Annotated in this window: 17 protein-coding genes; 10 read left to right on the top strand and 7 right to left on the bottom strand. The window is 59.8% G+C overall.

All coding sequences use genetic code 11. The features are described from left to right. Nucleotides 1-46: 46 nt before the first annotated feature. Entirely contained in the window at nucleotides 47-1195 is a 1149-nt protein-coding gene (locus IRZ31_RS12945) for a trypsin-like peptidase domain-containing protein (RefSeq protein WP_297154303.1), read from the top strand. 117 nt (nucleotides 1196-1312) lie between these two features. Here IRZ31_RS12945 and hflX read toward each other — a convergent pair whose 3' ends face one another. Together hflX and IRZ31_RS12955 are read right to left on the bottom strand one after the other, a co-directional pair. Then, complete coding sequence (hflX, locus tag IRZ31_RS12950) at nucleotides 1313-2653, bottom strand: GTPase HflX (RefSeq protein WP_297154305.1); 1341 nt, start codon at nucleotides 2651-2653, stop codon at nucleotides 1313-1315. 209 nt (nucleotides 2654-2862) lie between these two features. Continuing rightward, the gene (locus IRZ31_RS12955; protein ID WP_297154307.1) at nucleotides 2863-3381 is read right to left on the bottom strand and encodes a CvpA family protein; all 519 of its coding nucleotides are present in this window, start codon (nucleotides 3379-3381) and stop codon (nucleotides 2863-2865) included. A 198-nt stretch (nucleotides 3382-3579) separates the two neighbouring features. Between IRZ31_RS12955 and rlmN the strand changes: the two genes are divergently transcribed. Further along, nucleotides 3580-4770, top strand: coding sequence for a 23S rRNA (adenine(2503)-C(2))-methyltransferase RlmN (rlmN, locus tag IRZ31_RS12960; RefSeq protein WP_112429916.1), 1191 nt, complete (start codon nucleotides 3580-3582; stop codon nucleotides 4768-4770). 153 nt (nucleotides 4771-4923) lie between these two features. On the opposite strand, the gene rpmB is transcribed toward rlmN, so the two are convergent. After that, nucleotides 4924-5115: a 50S ribosomal protein L28 gene (gene rpmB / locus IRZ31_RS12965; RefSeq protein ID WP_112429918.1), complete on the bottom strand. Its 192-nt coding sequence runs from the start codon at nucleotides 5113-5115 to the stop codon at nucleotides 4924-4926. A 363-nt stretch (nucleotides 5116-5478) separates the two neighbouring features. On the opposite strand from rpmB, the gene IRZ31_RS12970 reads away from it, so the two are divergent. The 5 genes from IRZ31_RS12970 (at nucleotide 5479) to IRZ31_RS12990 (ending at nucleotide 9842) form a co-directional block, all read left to right on the top strand. After that, nucleotides 5479-5874, top strand: coding sequence for an Asp23/Gls24 family envelope stress response protein (locus tag IRZ31_RS12970; RefSeq protein WP_189361745.1), 396 nt, complete (start codon nucleotides 5479-5481; stop codon nucleotides 5872-5874). 111 nt (nucleotides 5875-5985) lie between these two features. Continuing rightward, entirely contained in the window at nucleotides 5986-7680 is a 1695-nt protein-coding gene (locus tag IRZ31_RS12975) for a DAK2 domain-containing protein (protein ID WP_297154313.1), read from the top strand. Nucleotides 7681-7918: 238 nt separating this feature from the next. Then, nucleotides 7919-8764 (top strand): DegV family protein, encoded by an 846-nt coding sequence (locus IRZ31_RS12980; RefSeq protein ID WP_297154315.1) that lies wholly within the window; start codon nucleotides 7919-7921, stop codon nucleotides 8762-8764. 431 nt (nucleotides 8765-9195) lie between these two features. After that, nucleotides 9196-9435 carry a hypothetical protein gene (locus IRZ31_RS12985; protein WP_228026331.1) on the top strand — a complete coding sequence of 80 codons (240 nt, stop codon included), beginning with the start codon at nucleotides 9196-9198 and terminating at the stop codon, nucleotides 9433-9435. 2 nt (nucleotides 9436-9437) lie between these two features. Beyond that, entirely contained in the window at nucleotides 9438-9842 is a 405-nt protein-coding gene (locus IRZ31_RS12990) for a hypothetical protein (protein ID WP_141727757.1), read from the top strand. Nucleotides 9843-10304: 462 nt separating this feature from the next. Here IRZ31_RS12990 and IRZ31_RS12995 read toward each other — a convergent pair whose 3' ends face one another. The 4 genes from IRZ31_RS12995 to IRZ31_RS13010 form a co-directional block, all read right to left on the bottom strand. Further along, nucleotides 10305-10946 (bottom strand): DUF3090 family protein, encoded by a 642-nt coding sequence (locus IRZ31_RS12995; RefSeq protein WP_112429927.1) that lies wholly within the window; start codon nucleotides 10944-10946, stop codon nucleotides 10305-10307. Between the two features lie 472 nt (nucleotides 10947-11418). Further along, a complete protein-coding gene (locus tag IRZ31_RS13000) occupies nucleotides 11419-12402 on the bottom strand; it encodes a D-2-hydroxyacid dehydrogenase (protein WP_297154322.1) in 984 nt (327 codons plus the stop codon). A 455-nt stretch (nucleotides 12403-12857) separates the two neighbouring features. Then, nucleotides 12858-13556: a hypothetical protein gene (locus IRZ31_RS13005; protein WP_112429932.1), complete on the bottom strand. Its 699-nt coding sequence runs from the start codon at nucleotides 13554-13556 to the stop codon at nucleotides 12858-12860. An 89-nt stretch (nucleotides 13557-13645) separates the two neighbouring features. Continuing rightward, nucleotides 13646-14815: a glycosyltransferase family 1 protein gene (locus tag IRZ31_RS13010; protein ID WP_297154325.1), complete on the bottom strand. Its 1170-nt coding sequence runs from the start codon at nucleotides 14813-14815 to the stop codon at nucleotides 13646-13648. A gap of 400 nt (nucleotides 14816-15215) precedes the next feature. Here IRZ31_RS13010 and IRZ31_RS13015 point away from each other — a divergent pair, with 400 nt between their 5' ends. From IRZ31_RS13015 to IRZ31_RS13020, 3 genes are all read left to right on the top strand, one after another. Continuing rightward, the gene (locus IRZ31_RS13015) at nucleotides 15216-15905 is read left to right on the top strand and encodes a response regulator transcription factor (protein WP_297154327.1); all 690 of its coding nucleotides are present in this window, start codon (nucleotides 15216-15218) and stop codon (nucleotides 15903-15905) included. 367 nt (nucleotides 15906-16272) lie between these two features. Next, nucleotides 16273-16500 (top strand): AtpZ/AtpI family protein, encoded by a 228-nt coding sequence (locus IRZ31_RS21395; RefSeq protein ID WP_151727507.1) that lies wholly within the window; start codon nucleotides 16273-16275, stop codon nucleotides 16498-16500. 59 nt (nucleotides 16501-16559) lie between these two features. Further along, entirely contained in the window at nucleotides 16560-17498 is a 939-nt protein-coding gene (locus tag IRZ31_RS13020) for a FoF1 ATP synthase subunit a (RefSeq protein ID WP_297154329.1), read from the top strand. Nucleotides 17499-17504 lie beyond the last annotated feature (6 nt).

The raw sequence follows: 17504 nt of genomic DNA on the forward strand, positions 1-17504 counted from the left end.
CTCTCCTGCCATTCGCTATAATCTGCGCTAAGAGGAACAAATGGACATGATCGACGACTTAGCGGCGCTCCTCCAGCGGGCCACTGTTCGCATCGACGCCGCCCATAATCCCAGGGGTACAGGCTTCTTTGTGGGGCCGGGCCTGATTCTGACCTGCGCCCACGTCATCCCATCTGCTCACAAGGCAGCTTCCAGCCTCCAGATCTACTGGCAGGAGAGATATTACGAGGCGGCCATCACTACAGTGCCTGCTGATGACTCGTCCCCAGATCGGGATCTGGCGCTGTTAACGGTCCCTCTTGAGGATCATCCTTGTGTCTTACTCTGCGGTGAGGCTCAGCCCTACAGCCGCCTGTACACCTATGGTTACCCAGGCTCAGTGCCTGGAGGCACCTCTTTCATTTTCGACGCCGCCGGACCAGCCGGTGAGCGGAACCAGTGGATCACCTTCCAACGCGGGCCGGTCGATCCCGGCATGAGCGGCGCCCCGCTGCTCGACCGGGAAAGCGGCTGCGTCTGCGGTATGATCCAGTTCTCGCTGGGCCTCCATAGTGAGCGCGGGGGCCAGGGTCTGCAGGCGCGCGTCATCCTTGCTCAGCTTCCTGATCTTGTCAATCATCAATTGGCCACACACCGGCAAAACCGCCGCTGGCTGGAGCTTCTCTCAGTCGAGCAACGTCAGCGCCTCGGACAGTGCTGTCCCCAGTATCAGCCGCTGCTCCAGCAGAACACTAAAGCCCTCAAAGTCTTTATATCCTACTCAGGCAGCCAGCGGGATCGCAAACTGAGAGAGGAACTTGAGAAGCAGCTGGCTTCCTTTAGACGCAATCAACTGATCGAAAGCTACCATAGCGAGCAGCTAAGCGCGGGACGTGAACGGAGCGAGAGCCAGCGCCTGCTAGAGCAGGCGGATATCATTCTGTTACTTATCAGCCCTGATTACATGAGCTCCGACCAATGCTACAACGAAGAAATGCAGCGGGCCATGCAGCGCCACGAGGCCGGCACGGCGCGCATCATCCCGATCAAGTTGCGGCCAACTGTGGAGCTGGCCAGCTCTCCCTTCGGCAAGCTGCAGGCCCTGCCGCGCTCCGGGCAACCTATCACGGAAAGCAGGGACCGCGACGCAGCCATGAAGGAGATCGCCGATGAGCTGTATCGGGTCATCCAGGAGTTGAAAAGCAAGCAGACCTGAGCTGAGCAAGCGCAAGCCTATCTCCCCCGCCCAGCTCACCAGCTTAGGGCAGTGGAAGGCACCTTTCCAGGAACAGTCTCTTCTTGCTTTCCCATTCACCCCTCATTAGGGCATCGGCTAGGAGCGGACGCTAGGGACCCTGAGCAAGCCTCTGCGCTGCTGAAGGCGATACGGCGCATAGTAACCAGCCAGGGCAAAGGGCAGGCGCCCGACCAGGAGTGTCCCCTCGGCACGATGCTCTTCTAGCTCGACACGCCCGCGACGATGGAAGAGTTCCACCAGGTCGCCGCGCGCGTAAGGCACAAGCACCTGCAAAGGCACCATCTGCTCAGCCACCACCTGGGCCAGCTTCTCGCGCAACGCCTCCAGGCCCCAGCCGCGCAGCGCCGAGACCACTACAGCATTGGGATAGAGTGAGGGATCAACGCGCTCGGGATCAGACAGCAGATCGATCTTATTAAGGGCCGTCACCCGCGGCTTTTCATGAGCCTCCAGCTCGCGCAAGACCTCGTTGACCGTCTCGCTCTGCTCGATGGCATTCTCATGGCTGACATCCACCACCTCCAGCAGCACATCGGCATCGACTACTTCTTCCAGGGTTGCCCGGAAGGCCGCCACCAGGCGCGTCGGCAGGCGCTGAATGAACCCCACCGTATCCGTCAGCAAGACCTCCTGGTTGCCCGGCAGTACCACGCGGCGCGTCGTCGGATCAAGCGTCGCAAACAGCTTGTTTTCGACCAGAACATCGGCCTGGCTCAAAGCATTAAAGAGCGTCGACTTACCAGCGTTGGTGTAGCCCACCACAGCCACCACCGGCATCGTCAAAGCCGCCCGCTGACGACGATGGAGCGTGCGCTGCTCGCGCACCTCCTCCAGCTCGCGACGCAACTCCGCCAGGCGATTGCGAATGCGGCGGCGATCGATCTCCAGCCGCGTCTCACCAGGGCCGCGGACACCAATAGCTCCGCCAACTCCAGCCGCACCAAGCGAACCACCAGCCTGCTGCGACAGCTCAATACCACGCCCGCTCAGACGAGGCAGACGATATTCCAGCTGCGCCAGCTCAACTTGCAGACGCCCCTCGCGCGTTCGCGCATGCTGGGCAAAGATATCGAGAATCAACGTCGTACGATCGATCACACGCGCATTGAGAGCCTTTTCGAGATTGCGCTGCTGAGAGGGTGACAGCTCGTCATCGAAAATCACCAGATCAAAGCCCAGCTCCTGCTCCAGAGCAGCCAGCTCCTGGACCTTTCCCTTGCCAAGATAGGTAGCCGGATCAGGATGACGCAGGTGCTGCAGCATCTTGCCGACTACCTCGGCACCAGCAGTCTTGGCCAGAGCCTCCAGCTCGTTGAGCGAATCTTCAGCGCTCCAGAGCGTCTCCTGTCGCTCACTCGCCACCGCGACGAGAAAGGCCCGCTCCGGCCCCTCTGTGGTTCTCTGCTTGATCAGCACAGCCTCGTTTCTTGCCGTAAAATGCCTCCTTTGTTCAAGCAAAATCTACTCAGCTCTAGAATACGTAGAATGCCCCTTGACTATACATTGTATGCGCCTTTACCGCAGAGCGCAAGCCCACAGGCAGCGCCCCCTGTCCCGGCCCTCCTGCTAGGAAGGCCAGGCCAGCCAACAAGTAGACGGATAGCCCGGCGCTCCCATCACAGACCCTATTTTAAGGGCAGGCGACCAAGCAGCCACTGATTGAGATGCACAAAGAGGCTCTGGGCAATTGCTTCATTATAAGCTCGCTGCCAGGCACTGAACTGACCTGGATCATGCACCGGAATGCTTTGGACGGTGCTGAGAATGTTATGCAGGGCCAGCAAGAGAATCAGCCACAGGAGCCAGGCTTCAGCAAAACCCAGCACCATTCCGAGCAGCTCGTCGACGATCCCCAGCATTGGAATGCTGTGAACAAAGGCCCGAATCAGCGTGGTGATGATATGAACGATGAGGACGGTAGCGAAAAAGAGCAGGGCATAGGCGAGCAGAGGCGCAGCCACGGCTCCATTCCCGGCGAGCAAGGTGGTGAACGAGGGACCGAAGAGTAAGGCCACAGCCAACGCCAGCGGGAGCGCAACTAGATTAATCAAGCTAGCAATAAGGCCATTATGAAAACCATTGATGACTAGTACAATGGCTGTAGCCAGAAAGGCAAGATCGATCCAGCTAAACGAAAGAGACATTTACTTCTTCCTCCCAAGATCATGAATGAGAAGTAATGAAATAGAAAGTCGAACCTCCTGATATATAATCAAACGAGGCTCCAGGCTCACTGTCACAGTCAGAATGCCAGACGCTCTTAGGGTGAGAGGCAGGGGGCAAGAAAGGGGAGGCGGCTCATCGGATTGGCCGCGGGCCAACCGACATGCTATAATGAAGGCATGAGCATCAGAGGGAAAACTACAGAGACAAGCGCTCCTCAGCGTGACCTGCTCGGGCTGACCCTCACGCAGCTTGAAGCCTGGTTCAAGGAGCTGGGAGAGCCAGCATATCGTGCCAGGCAAGTCTACAACTGGATCTACAAGCACCTGGTCACGGACTTCGCCGCCATGAGCAACCTGCCTCTCAGCCTGCGGGAGCGCCTGGCGCGCGAAGCCACCATTGGTCAGGTCATTGTTCGCAGCGAGCAGCGTTCCAAGGACGACCGCACGCGCAAGATCCTGCTGGAGCTGGCCGATGGCCGACTCATTGAATCGGTGCTGATGCTCTATCCACCGCTGGGAGGGAGCAGCGCGCGCGCCACCGTCTGCGTCTCCAGCCAGGCGGGTTGTGCTTTTGGCTGCACCTTCTGCGCCACTGGCCAGATGGGATTTGAAAGGCACTTGAGCGCCGGAGAAATCGTTGCCCAGGTTCTGCACTTTGCGCGCGAGTTGCGAGCGGCCCCCTGGCGTGCCCGCGGCCTGCCCGGTAGCCAGCCCATCGACCACATCACCAACCTGGTCTTCATGGGCATGGGCGAGCCGCTGCACAACTACGATAACGTGATCCACGCCTTGCGCATCTTGAACAGTGCCGAGGGCTTCAACCTGGGTGCGCGGCACATGACTATCTCCACCGTAGGGTTGCCGCATGGCATCCGGCGTCTCAGCCAGGAGGGGCTGCAGGTCAACCTGGCCATCTCGCTACACGCGCCCAACGACGAGCTACGTGCGCAGACCATGCCTGTCAACCGCAAATATCCGCTGGCCGAGGTGCTGGCGGCCTGTCAGGACTACATCGCCGCCACTCGACGACAGATCACCTTCGAGTACGTTCTACTGGCCGGCGTCAACGACAGCCCTGCCTGTGCCCACCAGCTCGGCGAGCTGTTATCTCCGCTCAAGCAGTATGCGCATGTCAACTGCATTCCAGTCAACAAAACCGCGGCGGACTACCGTCCACCTGGGCCGGAGGTCATCCGTCGCTTCCGCGACATCCTCTTCGAGCACGGGGTCAGTAACAGCGTGCGCGCCGAACGCGGAGACGATATCGCGGCAGCCTGTGGGCAGCTGCGCACCCGCTTCGTAGCCCAGCAGCGCATAGCCTTGGCACATCATTCCCGGCCTGAGCCTGAGCCGGTCCATCCTCAGTGATCTTCCAGTGATCTCTCAGTGGCCAAAAAAAAGAAAAGACGTGGGGAGGAGGTACAGGAATAGCAGCCTGTATAAACGCGCGGCAGGTAGCAGCCGGGCAGGCCGGGGCGGGAACGCCGCACGAGCGGCGCTCTTACCTGCCTCCGGCCAGCGCTATGCCTTGGGGACTTTGAGCATCGTGCGCAGGCAGCGCGTGCAGACATGCACCGTACGCCGCACGCCATTGATCTCCAGATGGCGCCGCTGCACGTTCACCACGAAACGCCGCCGTGTATGACGCTGTGAGTGCGACACCTTATTGCCATACATTGGTTTACGCTGACAGAGGTCACAACGACCAGCCATAGCAATCTCCCTTCCTCTCTGCTCTTCCTTAGCCGTCTAGGCGCTCGCCCTGACACCTGGATGTGTCCCGCTCCCGCTTCGCAGGGTAGAGCATCCCGTTGGGACTGTGGCCCTGTCCCAACCAAACAGGCGAGGCGGTGAACCGAACCCACGAGAGCTACAGGGCAGATGTCTGCGCCCTTGATTCTGACGGGGGCCTTTGATATACTGCAACAGAACGCAGACCTTGCACTCCAGTAAGTAGAGAGCAAAGCGTTAGTAAGCGTCGAGTACGCTCTGCGAGTATAGCAGATTGCCCTCGCTTTGGCAAGTGCGTAGGCCAGAAGACCAGCAGAGCAGAGAAAGAATAGAGAAGACATGGGTATGCCGAAGCCATCGACCATTCAACCGCAGCACGGAACGCGCCCTCTAGGCAGGATCGAAGTCCTTCCCCATGCGATACACACCATCGCGGCCCGCGCCGTCAGCGAAAGCTACGGCGTTGTAGGTATCGCTGCGCCCCGCCTGCGCAACGGAGAGGCCGTCCTCCTTCCCCCCGAACGAAGCGGCGAGGGCATCCAGGTGCGCATCGCCAACGGACGCCTGATCATCGAGGTCTACGTCGTGCTGGAATACGGGCTGCGCATGTCTGAGATCGCCCACAATATCATGAGCAGCGTCAAGTTCTCGGTTGAAAAGATGCTCGGAGTACCCGTGCAGCAGGTGAACGTCAATATCCAGGGGCTGGAACACAGCCCTACCACAAGGCGCGAGCACTAACGACAAGGTGTGGGCACCACCTACCTCACCACCACCACATAAGGTAAGTAATCTATGCAGGAACAGGCATCAGGTGCTCTACACGCGCAAGATGCGCAAAGCCAGCAACAGATGCAACGGATTAGCCGCCCGCGGCGGATCAGTGTTCTGGATGGCCAGGACCTGAAGAAGGCAATGATTGCAGGGGCCGCCTGGCTGGAGGAGCGACGGGAGAGCATTAATGCCCTCAATGTCTTCCCCGTCCCGGATGGAGATACTGGCTCGAATATGTCCGCCACCATGCAGGCCGCCATTCGGGGGATCATCGATAGCCAGGAGAGGGCGGCGGGGGTGATCGCGGCCCGTATCGCTCATGACGCGCTCTTGGGCGCGCGGGGCAACTCGGGGGTGATTCTGTCGCAAGTGCTCCGTGGCCTGGCTCAGGGACTGGAGAAGAAGCAGACCTTTACCTCACTTGATCTGGCCAATGCCTTGATGGAAGCCTCGCGGCTGGCCTCACGAGCCGTCATCAAACCGGTCGAGGGCACTATTCTGACCGTGGTGCGTGACTGCGCCGAGGCGGCGCTGGCCAGCGCGCAGCGTGGCGACGACCTGGTGACCCTGATGCATGAGGTAGTGACCGCTGCGCGGCAGTCGGTAGCCCGCACGCCCGAGCTGCTGCCCATCCTCAAGCAAGCGGGAGTGGTCGATGCCGGCGGCCAGGGGCTGTGCGTGATTCTCGAAGGAATCTGGCACGCCCTGCGCGGCGAGGGACGAGAGGCGCGCCCCTTCTCTTCAGCAGCGACGTCCGAGGCCACCCTTCGGCGAGGAAGAGTCAATGTCGAGGAGGAGCAATACGGCTACGAGGTGGTCTTCCTGCTGCGCGGCGAGAACCTCGACGTAGAGCGCATCCGCCAGGCGATCATTGACATGGGCGGTGTTTCAACGGTCGTGGCTGGCGATGAAAAGCTGCTCAAAGTGCATACGCATACCCAGTGGCCTGGCAAAATCCTGGACTACGGCGTGAGCCTGGGTAGTCTCCTGGACATCAATATTGAGAACCTCCAGGAGCAGAGCCTGGCCTACGCGGCAGAGAGTCGCGCCGAGCATGAGCAGGCCGCAGGCCGGGGCCAGGATGCAGCCGCAGCTAGCAAGGCCCCGGCTCCCAGCGCTCCCATCGCCACAGTCGCCGTCGTCTCCGGCTCTGGCTTCGAGAAGGTCTATCGCGGCCTGGGCGTGAGCGCCATCGTACCCGGCGGACAGACCATGAATCCCAGCATCGAAGAACTGCTGGCAGCGGTCAACTCCGTTGAGGCCGAGCAGGTCATTATCCTGCCCAACAACAGCAACGTGATCCTCAGCGCGCAGCAGATTCCACGCCTCACCAGCAAACAGGTGGAGGTCATTCCAACCGAGACCCTGCCCCAGGGAATCGCCGCCCTGATGAGTTTCAACTACAGCGCCGACCTGGCCACCAATGTCCAAAGCATGAGCGCCGCCGCCCGACGCATCCAGACCGCCGAGATCACAACAGCGGTGCGCGCCGTGCAGATCGACGGTCTGCGCGTACGAGAGGGTGACATCATCGGCCTGATCAATGGCAATCTGGCTGTGGCCGGCAGCAGCCTGGACGGGGTCATTCACGACCTGCTCCAGCGCATGCACGTCGAGCGCTACGAGCTGCTCACCATCTACTACGGCGAGGGGACCAGCGAGACCCACGCTCAGGAAACCGCGGCCCGCATCAAGCAGACCTATTCCCACCTGGAGGTAGAGGTGGTGGATGGCGGCCAGCCCTACTATACCTATATTTTCTCGGTTGAATGAAGAGGCAATAGACAGAAGCAGTCGGTCAGAGCGCACGCCCGGCCACCAACAGCCGTCAGTCAGGCCAGACCGGGCTGCGCGAAAAACCCGGAGATAACCAGGATTAAGATCGAGAGGGCTGGTCTCGTCCCGGCGCTCTTCCCGCTACTCTCGCGAAACGTACCCACGCTTCTCGCAACCAGCCCTGTGCGCTGGCGCACATAGTGCAGACAATTCTCTCGCGTTCAGGAGGTGCCTCATGGCCGTCCGCATCGTCACCGATAGTACGGCGGATCTCCCTAAAGAACGGGCCACGGCCCTGGGAATCAGCGTTGTTCCCCTCAAGGTTATTTTTGGCAGTGAAGAATATCTGGATGGAGTCAATCTGGATACGGAGGGCTTTTTCAAAAAGCTGGCGGAGAGCAAGGATTTCCCCCGTACCTCACAGCCAACACCCGCCGATTTTCTCGCTACCTACCAGCGCCTGATTGAAGAAGGCGCCGAGGCCATTCTCTCGGTCCATCTGTCAGCTAAATTCAGCGGAACCTACCAGTCGGCCTGCGCCGCTCGGGCAGCGCTGCCAGCGGAGCTGCAACATATTCCCATCGAGGTTGTGGACTCGGAGAGCATTAGCCTCGGAATCGGTATGTCGGTTATGCACGCCGCCGAAGAGGCCCAGCGTGGCGACGACCTGGCCGCCATCAAAGCACGCCTGGTCGATCGCTTGCGCCGCACGCGCATCTTGGGCGTGCTGGATAGTCTGGAGCATCTGCGCCGCGGAGGACGCATCGGACGCGCCAGCGCCTTCCTGGGTACGATGCTGAGCTTCAAGCCGATTATCGGCATTCAGGCTGGCGAGGTGGTGCCGATTGAGCGCCCGCGCACACGCGCAAAAGCCTATGAGCGGGTGGCGCAGCTCTTCCAGGAGGCCGGCCCGGTCGAAGAGGTGGTCATTGTGGAATCGAGCGACGAATTGGGCGAGCAGCTCGCCGCCGCGATGCAGACGGTCCACCCTCAGCCGATTCCACGCTATAAGCTGGGCGCTGTGCTCGGTACACATACAGGACCCGGCACGGTGGGCATTATCTTTATTACAGCACATTAGACGAGACCCCCTCTCTTCTGAGGCCCGCCGGGCAGGCAGGTCGATCGGCCCGCCCGGCGGCGCGGTTGGACGGCATGAGGTTATCTGATGCAATAAAGCTGATACATTATGAGATAACCATTGACGACTTGCATCTTCGTCGGTACAATAGTAGGTAGTAGAGCGCTTACCCACGCCAGAAAGGGCTGTGCTGCAGGCACTGCAGGGCTTGCTCTATGGGTGTGCCTCTGATCGCCCGCTCGTTGGGCCACGCAACATACACGCTGGCAGGCTTGACAGCAGCAGACAGGGCGAGGCCGATGCACACAGAGTAGGTGGGGAACCTGAGCGGGAGCTTGTAGCCAGAAGATCATGCGTTCACTCACTGGAAGGTTCGTTAGTCAGCCACCATCGCAGATGGTGCAAGCGACGAAGGAGGAACAACCGTGGGAATGCTACGGGTGATGTCACGGCGCGGTGATGATCGTGTCACCTGGGACGAGCAGAAGGTGTTAGCAGGTGACCCCGAAGCACTGGCCGCCGTGCGAGAAGCTGAGCGCATTTTCGCCCAGGAGCGCGCCAGGGGAGCCACTGCTTTTCGTGTCGAGCCCGGGAAGCCTGCTCAGCGCATTGACCAGTTTGACGCGACCGCCGAGCAGATCATTATGGTTCCGCGCGTTGTCGGTGGATGAGCTTGATCTCAGAAATACTGACCATCCTGGACTGGGTGATCATCGCCACTGCGATGGGAGCCGTTGTCTGGCTGATCACTCAGCCATATTTACGGGGCTGGTCGCGGGCCGAGCGACGTGCCTCCGATCTGTTGCGCGATATTCTGACGCCCGAGCAGTTCCGTCAGCTCCTCTGGCATGGCTATCTGGAGGTGCCTAGCCCTACTGCCCCCCAGCGCATCTATCGCGTGCCCCGCGGTAAAGGCTTCGTCCAGGTCATCGAAAATGGCCGCGCGACGATGCGCCTCTGCCTTCAGCCAGTGGAAAATCTGCCGGACGCCGACATTGTGGTGCTCCATAAACTGATGATTGAGGGGAACGAGGAGCTATATTTGCAAAAAGCCAATAAGTATCTCTGTACCGATTGATCAACCGCTCGATGAACCGATGGCGCGGGCATACTCGTCCGCCCACCAGCCCTTCGTAGCAGCCACAGCGTGATTGCTCGCAGGCGGGCCTGGGCCCGGCGGAGCTTCTCCCCTCCCTATAACAGGGGGTGAGGAACAGGGCTGACGGGTTCCTGGCCTGCTTTTGCTCTCTGCCTGCCGCATCCCGACCAGGAAGACAGATACTCTGAGCCAGCAGGCCCTTCCCCACAGAGACCGCCCTCCGCCAGCACGCTAAGCCGCTTGTTCCATCGTCATATGGCCTGCTTCCCTGCTCCTCTTACCTGTTTGCTGTTCGCCTCCGCACCCTCCTGGGTCGCCAGCTGCCAGCTACCACCGCAGGCCGGTTCTCCAGAATGACCGCTTGCGAGCAGGCGCACCATCTTGGCGCCACGCCAGCCTGGGCCTCTCTCCCAGCCGCCAGCGCAGCCAGATCACTGCTTGCTAGTCGCCCTCTTCTTCCCTCTCTTCGCCGTCGTCGTCGTCATCGTCATCGTCGTCTTCTTCCAGCAGCTGGATGATCTGACGATGGCCATTCTGCTTCTCGCACATATGCGGCCCCTCTTCCAGCGGCATATGGCAGAAAGGGCAGACAGGGCGCCCCGCGGCGACAATACGTGTGATCATGCTGGTCAGAGCCTGAGCCTGGGCATGCGTGAAGGACAAAGTCAGCGCGCGATCCTCACGGACACGTCCGCGCAGCTCCTGGCCCGTCTCCATGATGATCTCCAGGGGAACCGCCATGAGAATGATCAGCTCTCGCCGGAAGTCGTAGCTAAGCTTCAATTGCGCTACTTGAAACTCCTCGTCGGGGATCAACGGGAAATCGGCAGGCATGCCCAGTGGTATCTCTTCTTCTTCCTCGCCTTCCTGCCGGGCCCGCGCCTCAACGCGCAGGATCTTGCCTTGCGTCACTTGGGTCAGCAGGCGATCAATAGCCAGCCCCAGCTCGTTGAGCTGCATCTTTTCCATCCACATAATGGCAGAGCCACTTTCGCTGCGCGCAAACAGGCGAAAGCGACGCTGTCCCGGTGGGCCAACAGCATCCGCGCCCAGTAGTTCCACCAGACCTAAATCTCTGCTCATCGGACCTCCTCTTTGCCCCTACGTGAAGAGTGTCTTGGTTCCTTCTGATGATCGATACGCCTGTCTTTGCAGTGACAGCCACTCTCACGCCGCGGCTGCTCTGCTCCGTGCCTTCGTCTTCTCTCTCCCGGCCTCCACTTAGCTACCCGGCGTCAGACAGGCAAGGGAGAGACAGGATAATCCCTGCCCTCTTTCAGCAATTGTAAACGCCGCCTGCCAGAGAGAACAGGGCCGGAGAGAGCGATATCTCAGATCACGGACCAGGATGGCTGGTGAGAGCCAGGACGAGCTTCCCCAACCATCCGCAACGAGACGCAGCTTGCTCCTGCGCTCGCTTACCTGTGCACCTGCCGAGAGACCCCCTCTCTCCTATCAGCCCGCCATTATTCGCTCACCGGCTCGCCTCTTCAACTTGGGCCTGCGTCTCTCTCTGTGGGCACGCCTACGCTTCTGTGGCGTAGCATAGGCAGCGTCAGTAGCCACGCTGTGGGTCATAGCGATTACGCAGCGGCTCGCCACGGCGATAACGCTGGAGGTTATCGACAAAGAGCGAAGCCAGCCGGGCGCCATAGTGAACGCTTTCACCCGAAATATGGGGCGTCAGAATGACGTTGGGCAGCGAGTAGAGCGGGCTGTCCGGGGGCAGCGGCTCCACCTCGGTCACATCGAGGCCCGCCCCAGCAATCCAGCCCTCGCGCAGGGCGCGGATCAGGGCCTGCTCATCGATGATGCGCCCACGAGCCACATTGACCAGATAAGCCGTGCGGCGCATGGCACGTAGCTCCGGCTCGCCTATCAGGCGCTCTGTCTCAGGCGTCAGCGGCGTCGCGATCACAATGTAGTCGCATAGTGGCAGCATCTCCCGCAGCTGGCTGAAAGCATAATAGCGCTCGACGTCTTGATCCTGCTCGCCTCCCCTGGCCGAGCGCCTCACCCCGAGGACACGCATGCCGAAAGCCCGTCCCAAGCGCGCAACGTAGCGTCCAATATGGCCCACGCCAATGATCCCCAGCGTCTGCCCATAGAGTTCCAGCGTGCGCAGATGATACCAGGCAGTATTGCCCCAGACATGGCGATCCTGCAGGCGCACCAGCTCGGGCCAGGAACGATTGAACATGATCATGCTGCCAAAGACATACTCCCCAATGGTTGAGGCATGGATGCCAGAAGCAGTGGTCACAATTACCCCGCTGGCAGGATCAAGCAGACCCGTGTCGCGCAGGCCATCAACGCCCGCACCAGCGAATTGTAGCCAGCGCAAACGCGGGGCGAGCTGACGGATATTCTTGGGCAACCAGAAGCCACAGATGACTTCGACATCCTCCGCATGCGCCGCTAGCTCCTCGTCCCGTGTAGCAACCACAACTTCGCTCTGGGCCGCTTCGCGAATCTTCTCCAGCGCTTCTTCATCGAAGGGGAAGGTACAGAGCACTTTCAGACCCTGATGTTGACTCACAGCCAGACTCTCCTTATCAGATCAGACGAGCATTTGCTGAGACAGCACAATGATACAGTGAAAACAGGCTCGCTGAGCGTCACCGCGTCTCTTTCCTCAGTCTATCCGAATTGGTTGCTTTCTGGCAAGCCGTCGCCTGGGCAGCCCTGCATTTGGCCAAGCCGTCAATGCCTGCTGTTCCACCCACCCACCAGTGGGCGCCAGAATCGGATAGGGGAAAAGCCTGCTAGATCAGATCTAGCAGCGAGACAGGTTACTGATAGTAAATGGCCTTCACTCATGACCAGTAAGAAACACGTACACATTAGTTGTTCAGGCTCTGGGAATTGTTCTGGAGAAGTATAGAAAGCAAGAGCATGAAAAGTCAAGGGAGAGGGGCACGGCGCCCTTCTCAGCAGCAGGCTCTTGCCCGATCAAGCCCAGGGGAACCGGGACAGGAGGAAGGCGGTGCGGCCTTAGAGGCCGACCAGTAGCAGCACGCCCAGGGCCAGGCCCATGCTGAGGAGCGCTCCGCTGATAACCTGCGCCGGAGTATGACGTCCTAAAACCACCCGCGACCAGCAGACCAGCCCCAGCAGAAGGAACGATGGCAGAAAAATCAAGCCATAGAGGATGGTCAACACCGTGGCCGCCCCGGCTAGCGCCGCCGCATGGATGCTGATCTTCCACCAGAGGGTAATCAGCAGGAGGAGCAGCCCCAGAAGCAAGGTCAGGCTGAGCGCCAGCTCCAGGCTCTGTGGAGCGTGCAGCAGGAGCAACAAGAGCAATCCCAAACTATAGGAGAACAGGCTGACAAGGAATGGATGCCAGCGCTCATGGCGGCGCGTGAGGTCCAGGTCGCTCACCAATCCCAGACGCACGGCCAGGACCACATAGAGCAAAGGAGCGGCGCAGACGAAGCCGAGCGTCAGCAGGGCGAAGCCGAGCGACGGCCAGAGGGAGGAGGAGCGATAGAGGGACACAAGCAGCACAAAAGGCACCGAGATCGTAGCAGGTGAAAACAACAAGGAAATGCCACGAGCGAAGCGCAACACGAGCGCCGAAGACCCACGAGTCAGCGGTTGAGGATGGGCGAAAGCCTGGGCCTCTTCCGTTGCCAGCGCCAGGCGCCCGCCGGCTTCATTGAGGGCAGTCTCAGGCAGAGATTTGGACATCGGGCGTCTTTCTTCCTGTAACTTCATTGCCGTTTTCCAGGCAGGCCGGCAGCGGTCCGGCTGCTCACTCACTCACCCGGCGAACCCAATCAAGCCGCCAGCAGAGTCTGCTCTCTCTGCCGAATCACTTCCTCATAGCCACGCAGCAGCGACTCCATCGCCTCATACCAGCTATACCTGGCAGCCTGAGCGAGCGCTGCGGCGCGCATGCGTTCTCGCGTCGCCCGCTCATAGATCAGGCGCTCTAGCAAGTGCCGATAGGCAGCGACCTGTGCCGCCGGGCTGAGGCCAGTGGGGTCCAGCAGCAGACCCTGCTCCTCCGGGGCCACCAAATCACAGACCCCTTCGGCCCGCAGAGCCACGACCGGCAGGCCGGAGGCCATTGCCTCAAGCACCACCTGGCCGAAGGTCTCGGTGGTCGACGGGAAGACAAAGACATCCGCAGAAGCATAGGCTTCAGCCAGGGTTTCACCACTCAGGTAGCCAGTAAAGGTGACCGGCAGCCCGGCCAGGGCCTGGCGCAATTCAGCCAGAGCTGGCCCTCCACCAACCACAACCAGATGGCAGCGACGATGATCCAGCTGGCGATAAGCATTGGCCAACAACAAGAGATTCTTCTCCCGCGAGATGCGCCCTACATAGAGCAGAACACAGCATTCGTCTGCCCTCTCTTCAGTACCCAGCCAGGCGGTGCGCAACGCCGGGCGGCGACGCTCTGGTCGAAAGAGGGCACCGTCCACTCCTCGGGGCCAGAGGCGCACGCGCAGGAAGCCCTGATAGCGCAAAGTTCTGGCAGTTGAAGGAGACGGGCAGAAGGTCAGCGCGCAATGATTGTGCAGAAAGCGATTGTAGCGCCACATAGGGCCGGTCAGCCAGGGAAAGCCAAAGTGGCGACAGTAAGCGGCGAGATTGGTATGGTAGGAAGAGACCAGAGGGCGGCGCAGCAGCCTGGCCACGGCCACCCCCACGGCCCCCAGCACAACGGGATCGACAACATGAATAATATCAGGTTGGAACTCCTGGAGCTTCTTCACAAAGAGGGGGCGGAAAAAGTTAAACTTGAGTTCTGGGTAGAAAGGAAGCGGGAGACCGGGCGTCGTCACAATCTCCGCCCCGGCATACTCGCGCATCCCACAGCGCGGGCCTAACAAGAGCGCCTGGTGGCCGGCGGCCTCCAGATGGGACAGGAGCCGCGCCAGTGTACGCGTCACCCCGTCCAGCTTGGGCAAGAAATTCTCCGTAATAATCGCGACCCGCATCGCAGTCCTCCTTTGTCGCCTGCTCTGCCCCGCACCGCGCCTCGCTCGCTGCACACTCATCAACGACCAGCCCAGCCTTTCGCCTGCATTCAGATCCTCGCAGCAGCACCCTTTCAGGAGAATCTTCAGTCAGCAGCGTTATAGCTGTGTAAAATTCCCCCAAAGAACCCGTTAAGCCTGGACAAAATTTGTGCGCGCGGCAGAGATATCATTGTTCACCTGTCAGCAGAGGAGATAGAATATCCATAGAGGGAGGGAGTCGTGGCTGAAGGAGAGAAGGAGAGAGAGGGCGACAGGGCTGCGTCGCACATAGCGCCAAGCTGTGCGGCCACAAGGCTACAAGGGCATCCCGCCCGCCAGTCAGCCAGGCAGGCGGCAATGAAGAGGAGGGAGGTCAGCATTGTCATCACCAGTTATCCGGCTTCTCCTCTGCGAGGACCAGACCCTGATGCGTCAGGGATTGCGCACCATCCTCGACCTGGAGCCTGGTATGGAGGTCGTCGGCGAGGCCGCTAATGGTGAGGAGGCAGTCAGGCGCTACCGCGAGCTGCGACAGGCCGGGTTGGGACCAGACATCGTCTTGATGGATATCCAGATGCCTCTCATGAGCGGGGTTGAAGCAACCGCCGCTATTTTGAGCGCCTACCCAGATGCCAGGGTCATCATGCTGACCACCTTCGACTATGATGACTACGTCTTTGAGTCTATCAAAGCCGGAGCGGCTGGCTATGTGCTCAAGGACTTGCCAGCCGAAGAGCTAGCGGCCACCATTCGCCGTGTTGCTCAGGGGGAGCCGTTCATTCAGCCGAGCATCGCTAGCAAGCTGCTCATGGAGTTTGGCCGGCGAGAAAAAGGAGGCCGGAACCAGCCACAGGGCGCCGAGGGCGAGGGCGGGGGAGAGGAGCTGAGCGCCCGCGAGCGAGAAGTACTGCGACTGCTGGCCCAGGGAGCCAGCAATCGTGAGATCGCCCAGCAACTGTGCCTGGCCGAGGGTACTGTCAAAAACCATGTCTCCAACATCTTGAGCAAGTTGCAGGTGGCTAACCGCACGCAGGCCGCGAGCAAGGCCCGCGAGCGCAAGCTGATTTGAGCGAGCTGGTTAGCAGACGAGCAGGCTAAGAGCAGGCAGATAAGGGAAGGGGGCGCCTCACAGTCAGGGTGCACAAATAATAGATACGATCCCCAGGGATAGGAGTCAAGCAGGCAAGAGCGGCGTTGGCCTTTGGGAAGCGGGCAGCCGGCACTTGAGTGAAGCTATCCGTAGAAATACGCAATCGGAAAGGGGCGACGCTTGCCGGGTGCCTGCACTCTGAAGGCGAGAAAGCGGCTTGGGACAGGAAGCGAGCCGGGAGCGAAGGCGCTTGAGGGATGCTGTGATTGCGTTGCACAGACAGTCAGCCTTATGCTATAATCCTCACGGTATGATATAATCGTGAGACAAGCGGGACAACATAAGGATGAGTAAGAAGCCTCCCCCCACCCTGTGGGAAATCGTGGGGCCAGTGGGAGGATTGGGGTTCACAATTGCAGTCCCCATTGCCGCAGGAGCCATTCTCGGTCACTACCTGGATGGCGTGTTGCGTACCGCACCGTTGTGTATACTTCTCGGGCTGCTGCTTGGCCTGATTACGGGAATATACGGCGCGTACCGTTTATTTAAAATCTTCTTCTCAAGTATAAGATAGACGGCGTCGACGTTGACAGACCGGGCCACGCAGAGCACGATTCGGATGGAGGATATTGAGTGCTCTGGAAATTTCCTGAGGTATCGCTGGCACCAGAGGTCATATGGAATCCAGGCGGTATCTTTCCGATAACCAACACACTCTTATGCACCTGGATCACCATTTTAGCTCTGGTTGCTTTTTTCTACTTTGGCACACGCAACGCTTCGCTGATCCCCTCGGGTTTTCAAAACTTCGTTGAGTGGATCATCGAGTTCTTGGTGAATCTGGTCAACGGTGTGGTTGGCTCGCGGAAGGACAAAGCGGCGCGCTTCTTCCCGTGGGTCGCTTCCTTCTTTATCTTCATTCTTTGCGCCAACCTGATGGACGTACTGCCGGGCATCGACACCATTGGCAGCCTCAAAGGAGAGGAGATCGCCCATGTTGGAGGGAACTGTGCGCCGGTCTTGGGTTTCCTGCCTTCGTGTCAGCCACTCTCGCTGGGGCCGATTCACTTCCTCTTTGGCAACATTTCGAACCTGATCATCCCCTGGTTCCGCCCGCCGACCACTGATCTTAACCTGACGGTGGCGATGGCTCTGCTTTCGGTGGGGGCAACTCAGTTCTTCGGCTTCTACCATCTGGGTGCCAAAGAGCACCTATCAAAGTACTTGAATTTCCGAGCACTACGCAAAGGCCCGATGGGCCTCATCGATGTTGTTGTCGGGCTACTGGAGATTATCTCCGAAGCTGCGCGTATCATTTCCTTCTCCTTCCGTCTCTTTGGCAATATCTTCGCCGGTAGCCTTGTGCTGGCAGCGTTTGCCTTCATCCTGCCGTTCGTTGCCGCGATCATCTTCATTCCCTTTGAGATCTTCGTCGCGGTGATGCAGGCCCTGATCTTTGCCCTGCTGACGCTGGTCTTCATGGAGATCGGCACCACCAGCCACGAGGCTCATGAAGAGCACCTTGTCGAAGAGGAGCAGAAGGTACTACAAGGGGAGAAGGCCGCCGCGTAGTGCCTG

Origin of the sequence: Thermogemmatispora sp. (assembly GCF_019683635.1) — a bacterium.
In the GTDB taxonomy this organism is placed as follows: Bacteria; Chloroflexota; Ktedonobacteria; order Ktedonobacterales; family Ktedonobacteraceae; genus Thermogemmatispora.

What these genes read in the sequence shown, in the direction of transcription:
- IRZ31_RS12945 (WP_297154303.1), top strand. Translation starts at nt 47, where the DNA reads ATGATCGACGACTTAGCGGCGCTCCTCCAGCGGGCCACTGTTCGCATC.
- IRZ31_RS12955 (WP_297154307.1), bottom strand. Translation starts at nt 3,381, where the DNA reads ATGTCTCTTTCGTTTAGCTGGATCGATCTTGCCTTTCTGGCTACAGCC.
- rlmN (WP_112429916.1), top strand. Translation starts at nt 3,580, where the DNA reads ATGAGCATCAGAGGGAAAACTACAGAGACAAGCGCTCCTCAGCGTGAC.
- rpmB (WP_112429918.1), bottom strand. Translation starts at nt 5,115, where the DNA reads ATGGCTGGTCGTTGTGACCTCTGTCAGCGTAAACCAATGTATGGCAAT.
- IRZ31_RS12970 (WP_189361745.1), top strand. Translation starts at nt 5,479, where the DNA reads ATGCCGAAGCCATCGACCATTCAACCGCAGCACGGAACGCGCCCTCTA.
- IRZ31_RS12975 (WP_297154313.1), top strand. Translation starts at nt 5,986, where the DNA reads ATGCAACGGATTAGCCGCCCGCGGCGGATCAGTGTTCTGGATGGCCAG.
- IRZ31_RS12980 (WP_297154315.1), top strand. Translation starts at nt 7,919, where the DNA reads ATGGCCGTCCGCATCGTCACCGATAGTACGGCGGATCTCCCTAAAGAA.
- IRZ31_RS12985 (WP_228026331.1), top strand. Translation starts at nt 9,196, where the DNA reads ATGCTACGGGTGATGTCACGGCGCGGTGATGATCGTGTCACCTGGGAC.
- IRZ31_RS12995 (WP_112429927.1), bottom strand. Translation starts at nt 10,946, where the DNA reads ATGAGCAGAGATTTAGGTCTGGTGGAACTACTGGGCGCGGATGCTGTT.
- IRZ31_RS13005 (WP_112429932.1), bottom strand. Translation starts at nt 13,556, where the DNA reads ATGTCCAAATCTCTGCCTGAGACTGCCCTCAATGAAGCCGGCGGGCGC.
- IRZ31_RS13010 (WP_297154325.1), bottom strand. Translation starts at nt 14,815, where the DNA reads ATGCGGGTCGCGATTATTACGGAGAATTTCTTGCCCAAGCTGGACGGG.
- IRZ31_RS21395 (WP_151727507.1), top strand. Translation starts at nt 16,273, where the DNA reads ATGAGTAAGAAGCCTCCCCCCACCCTGTGGGAAATCGTGGGGCCAGTG.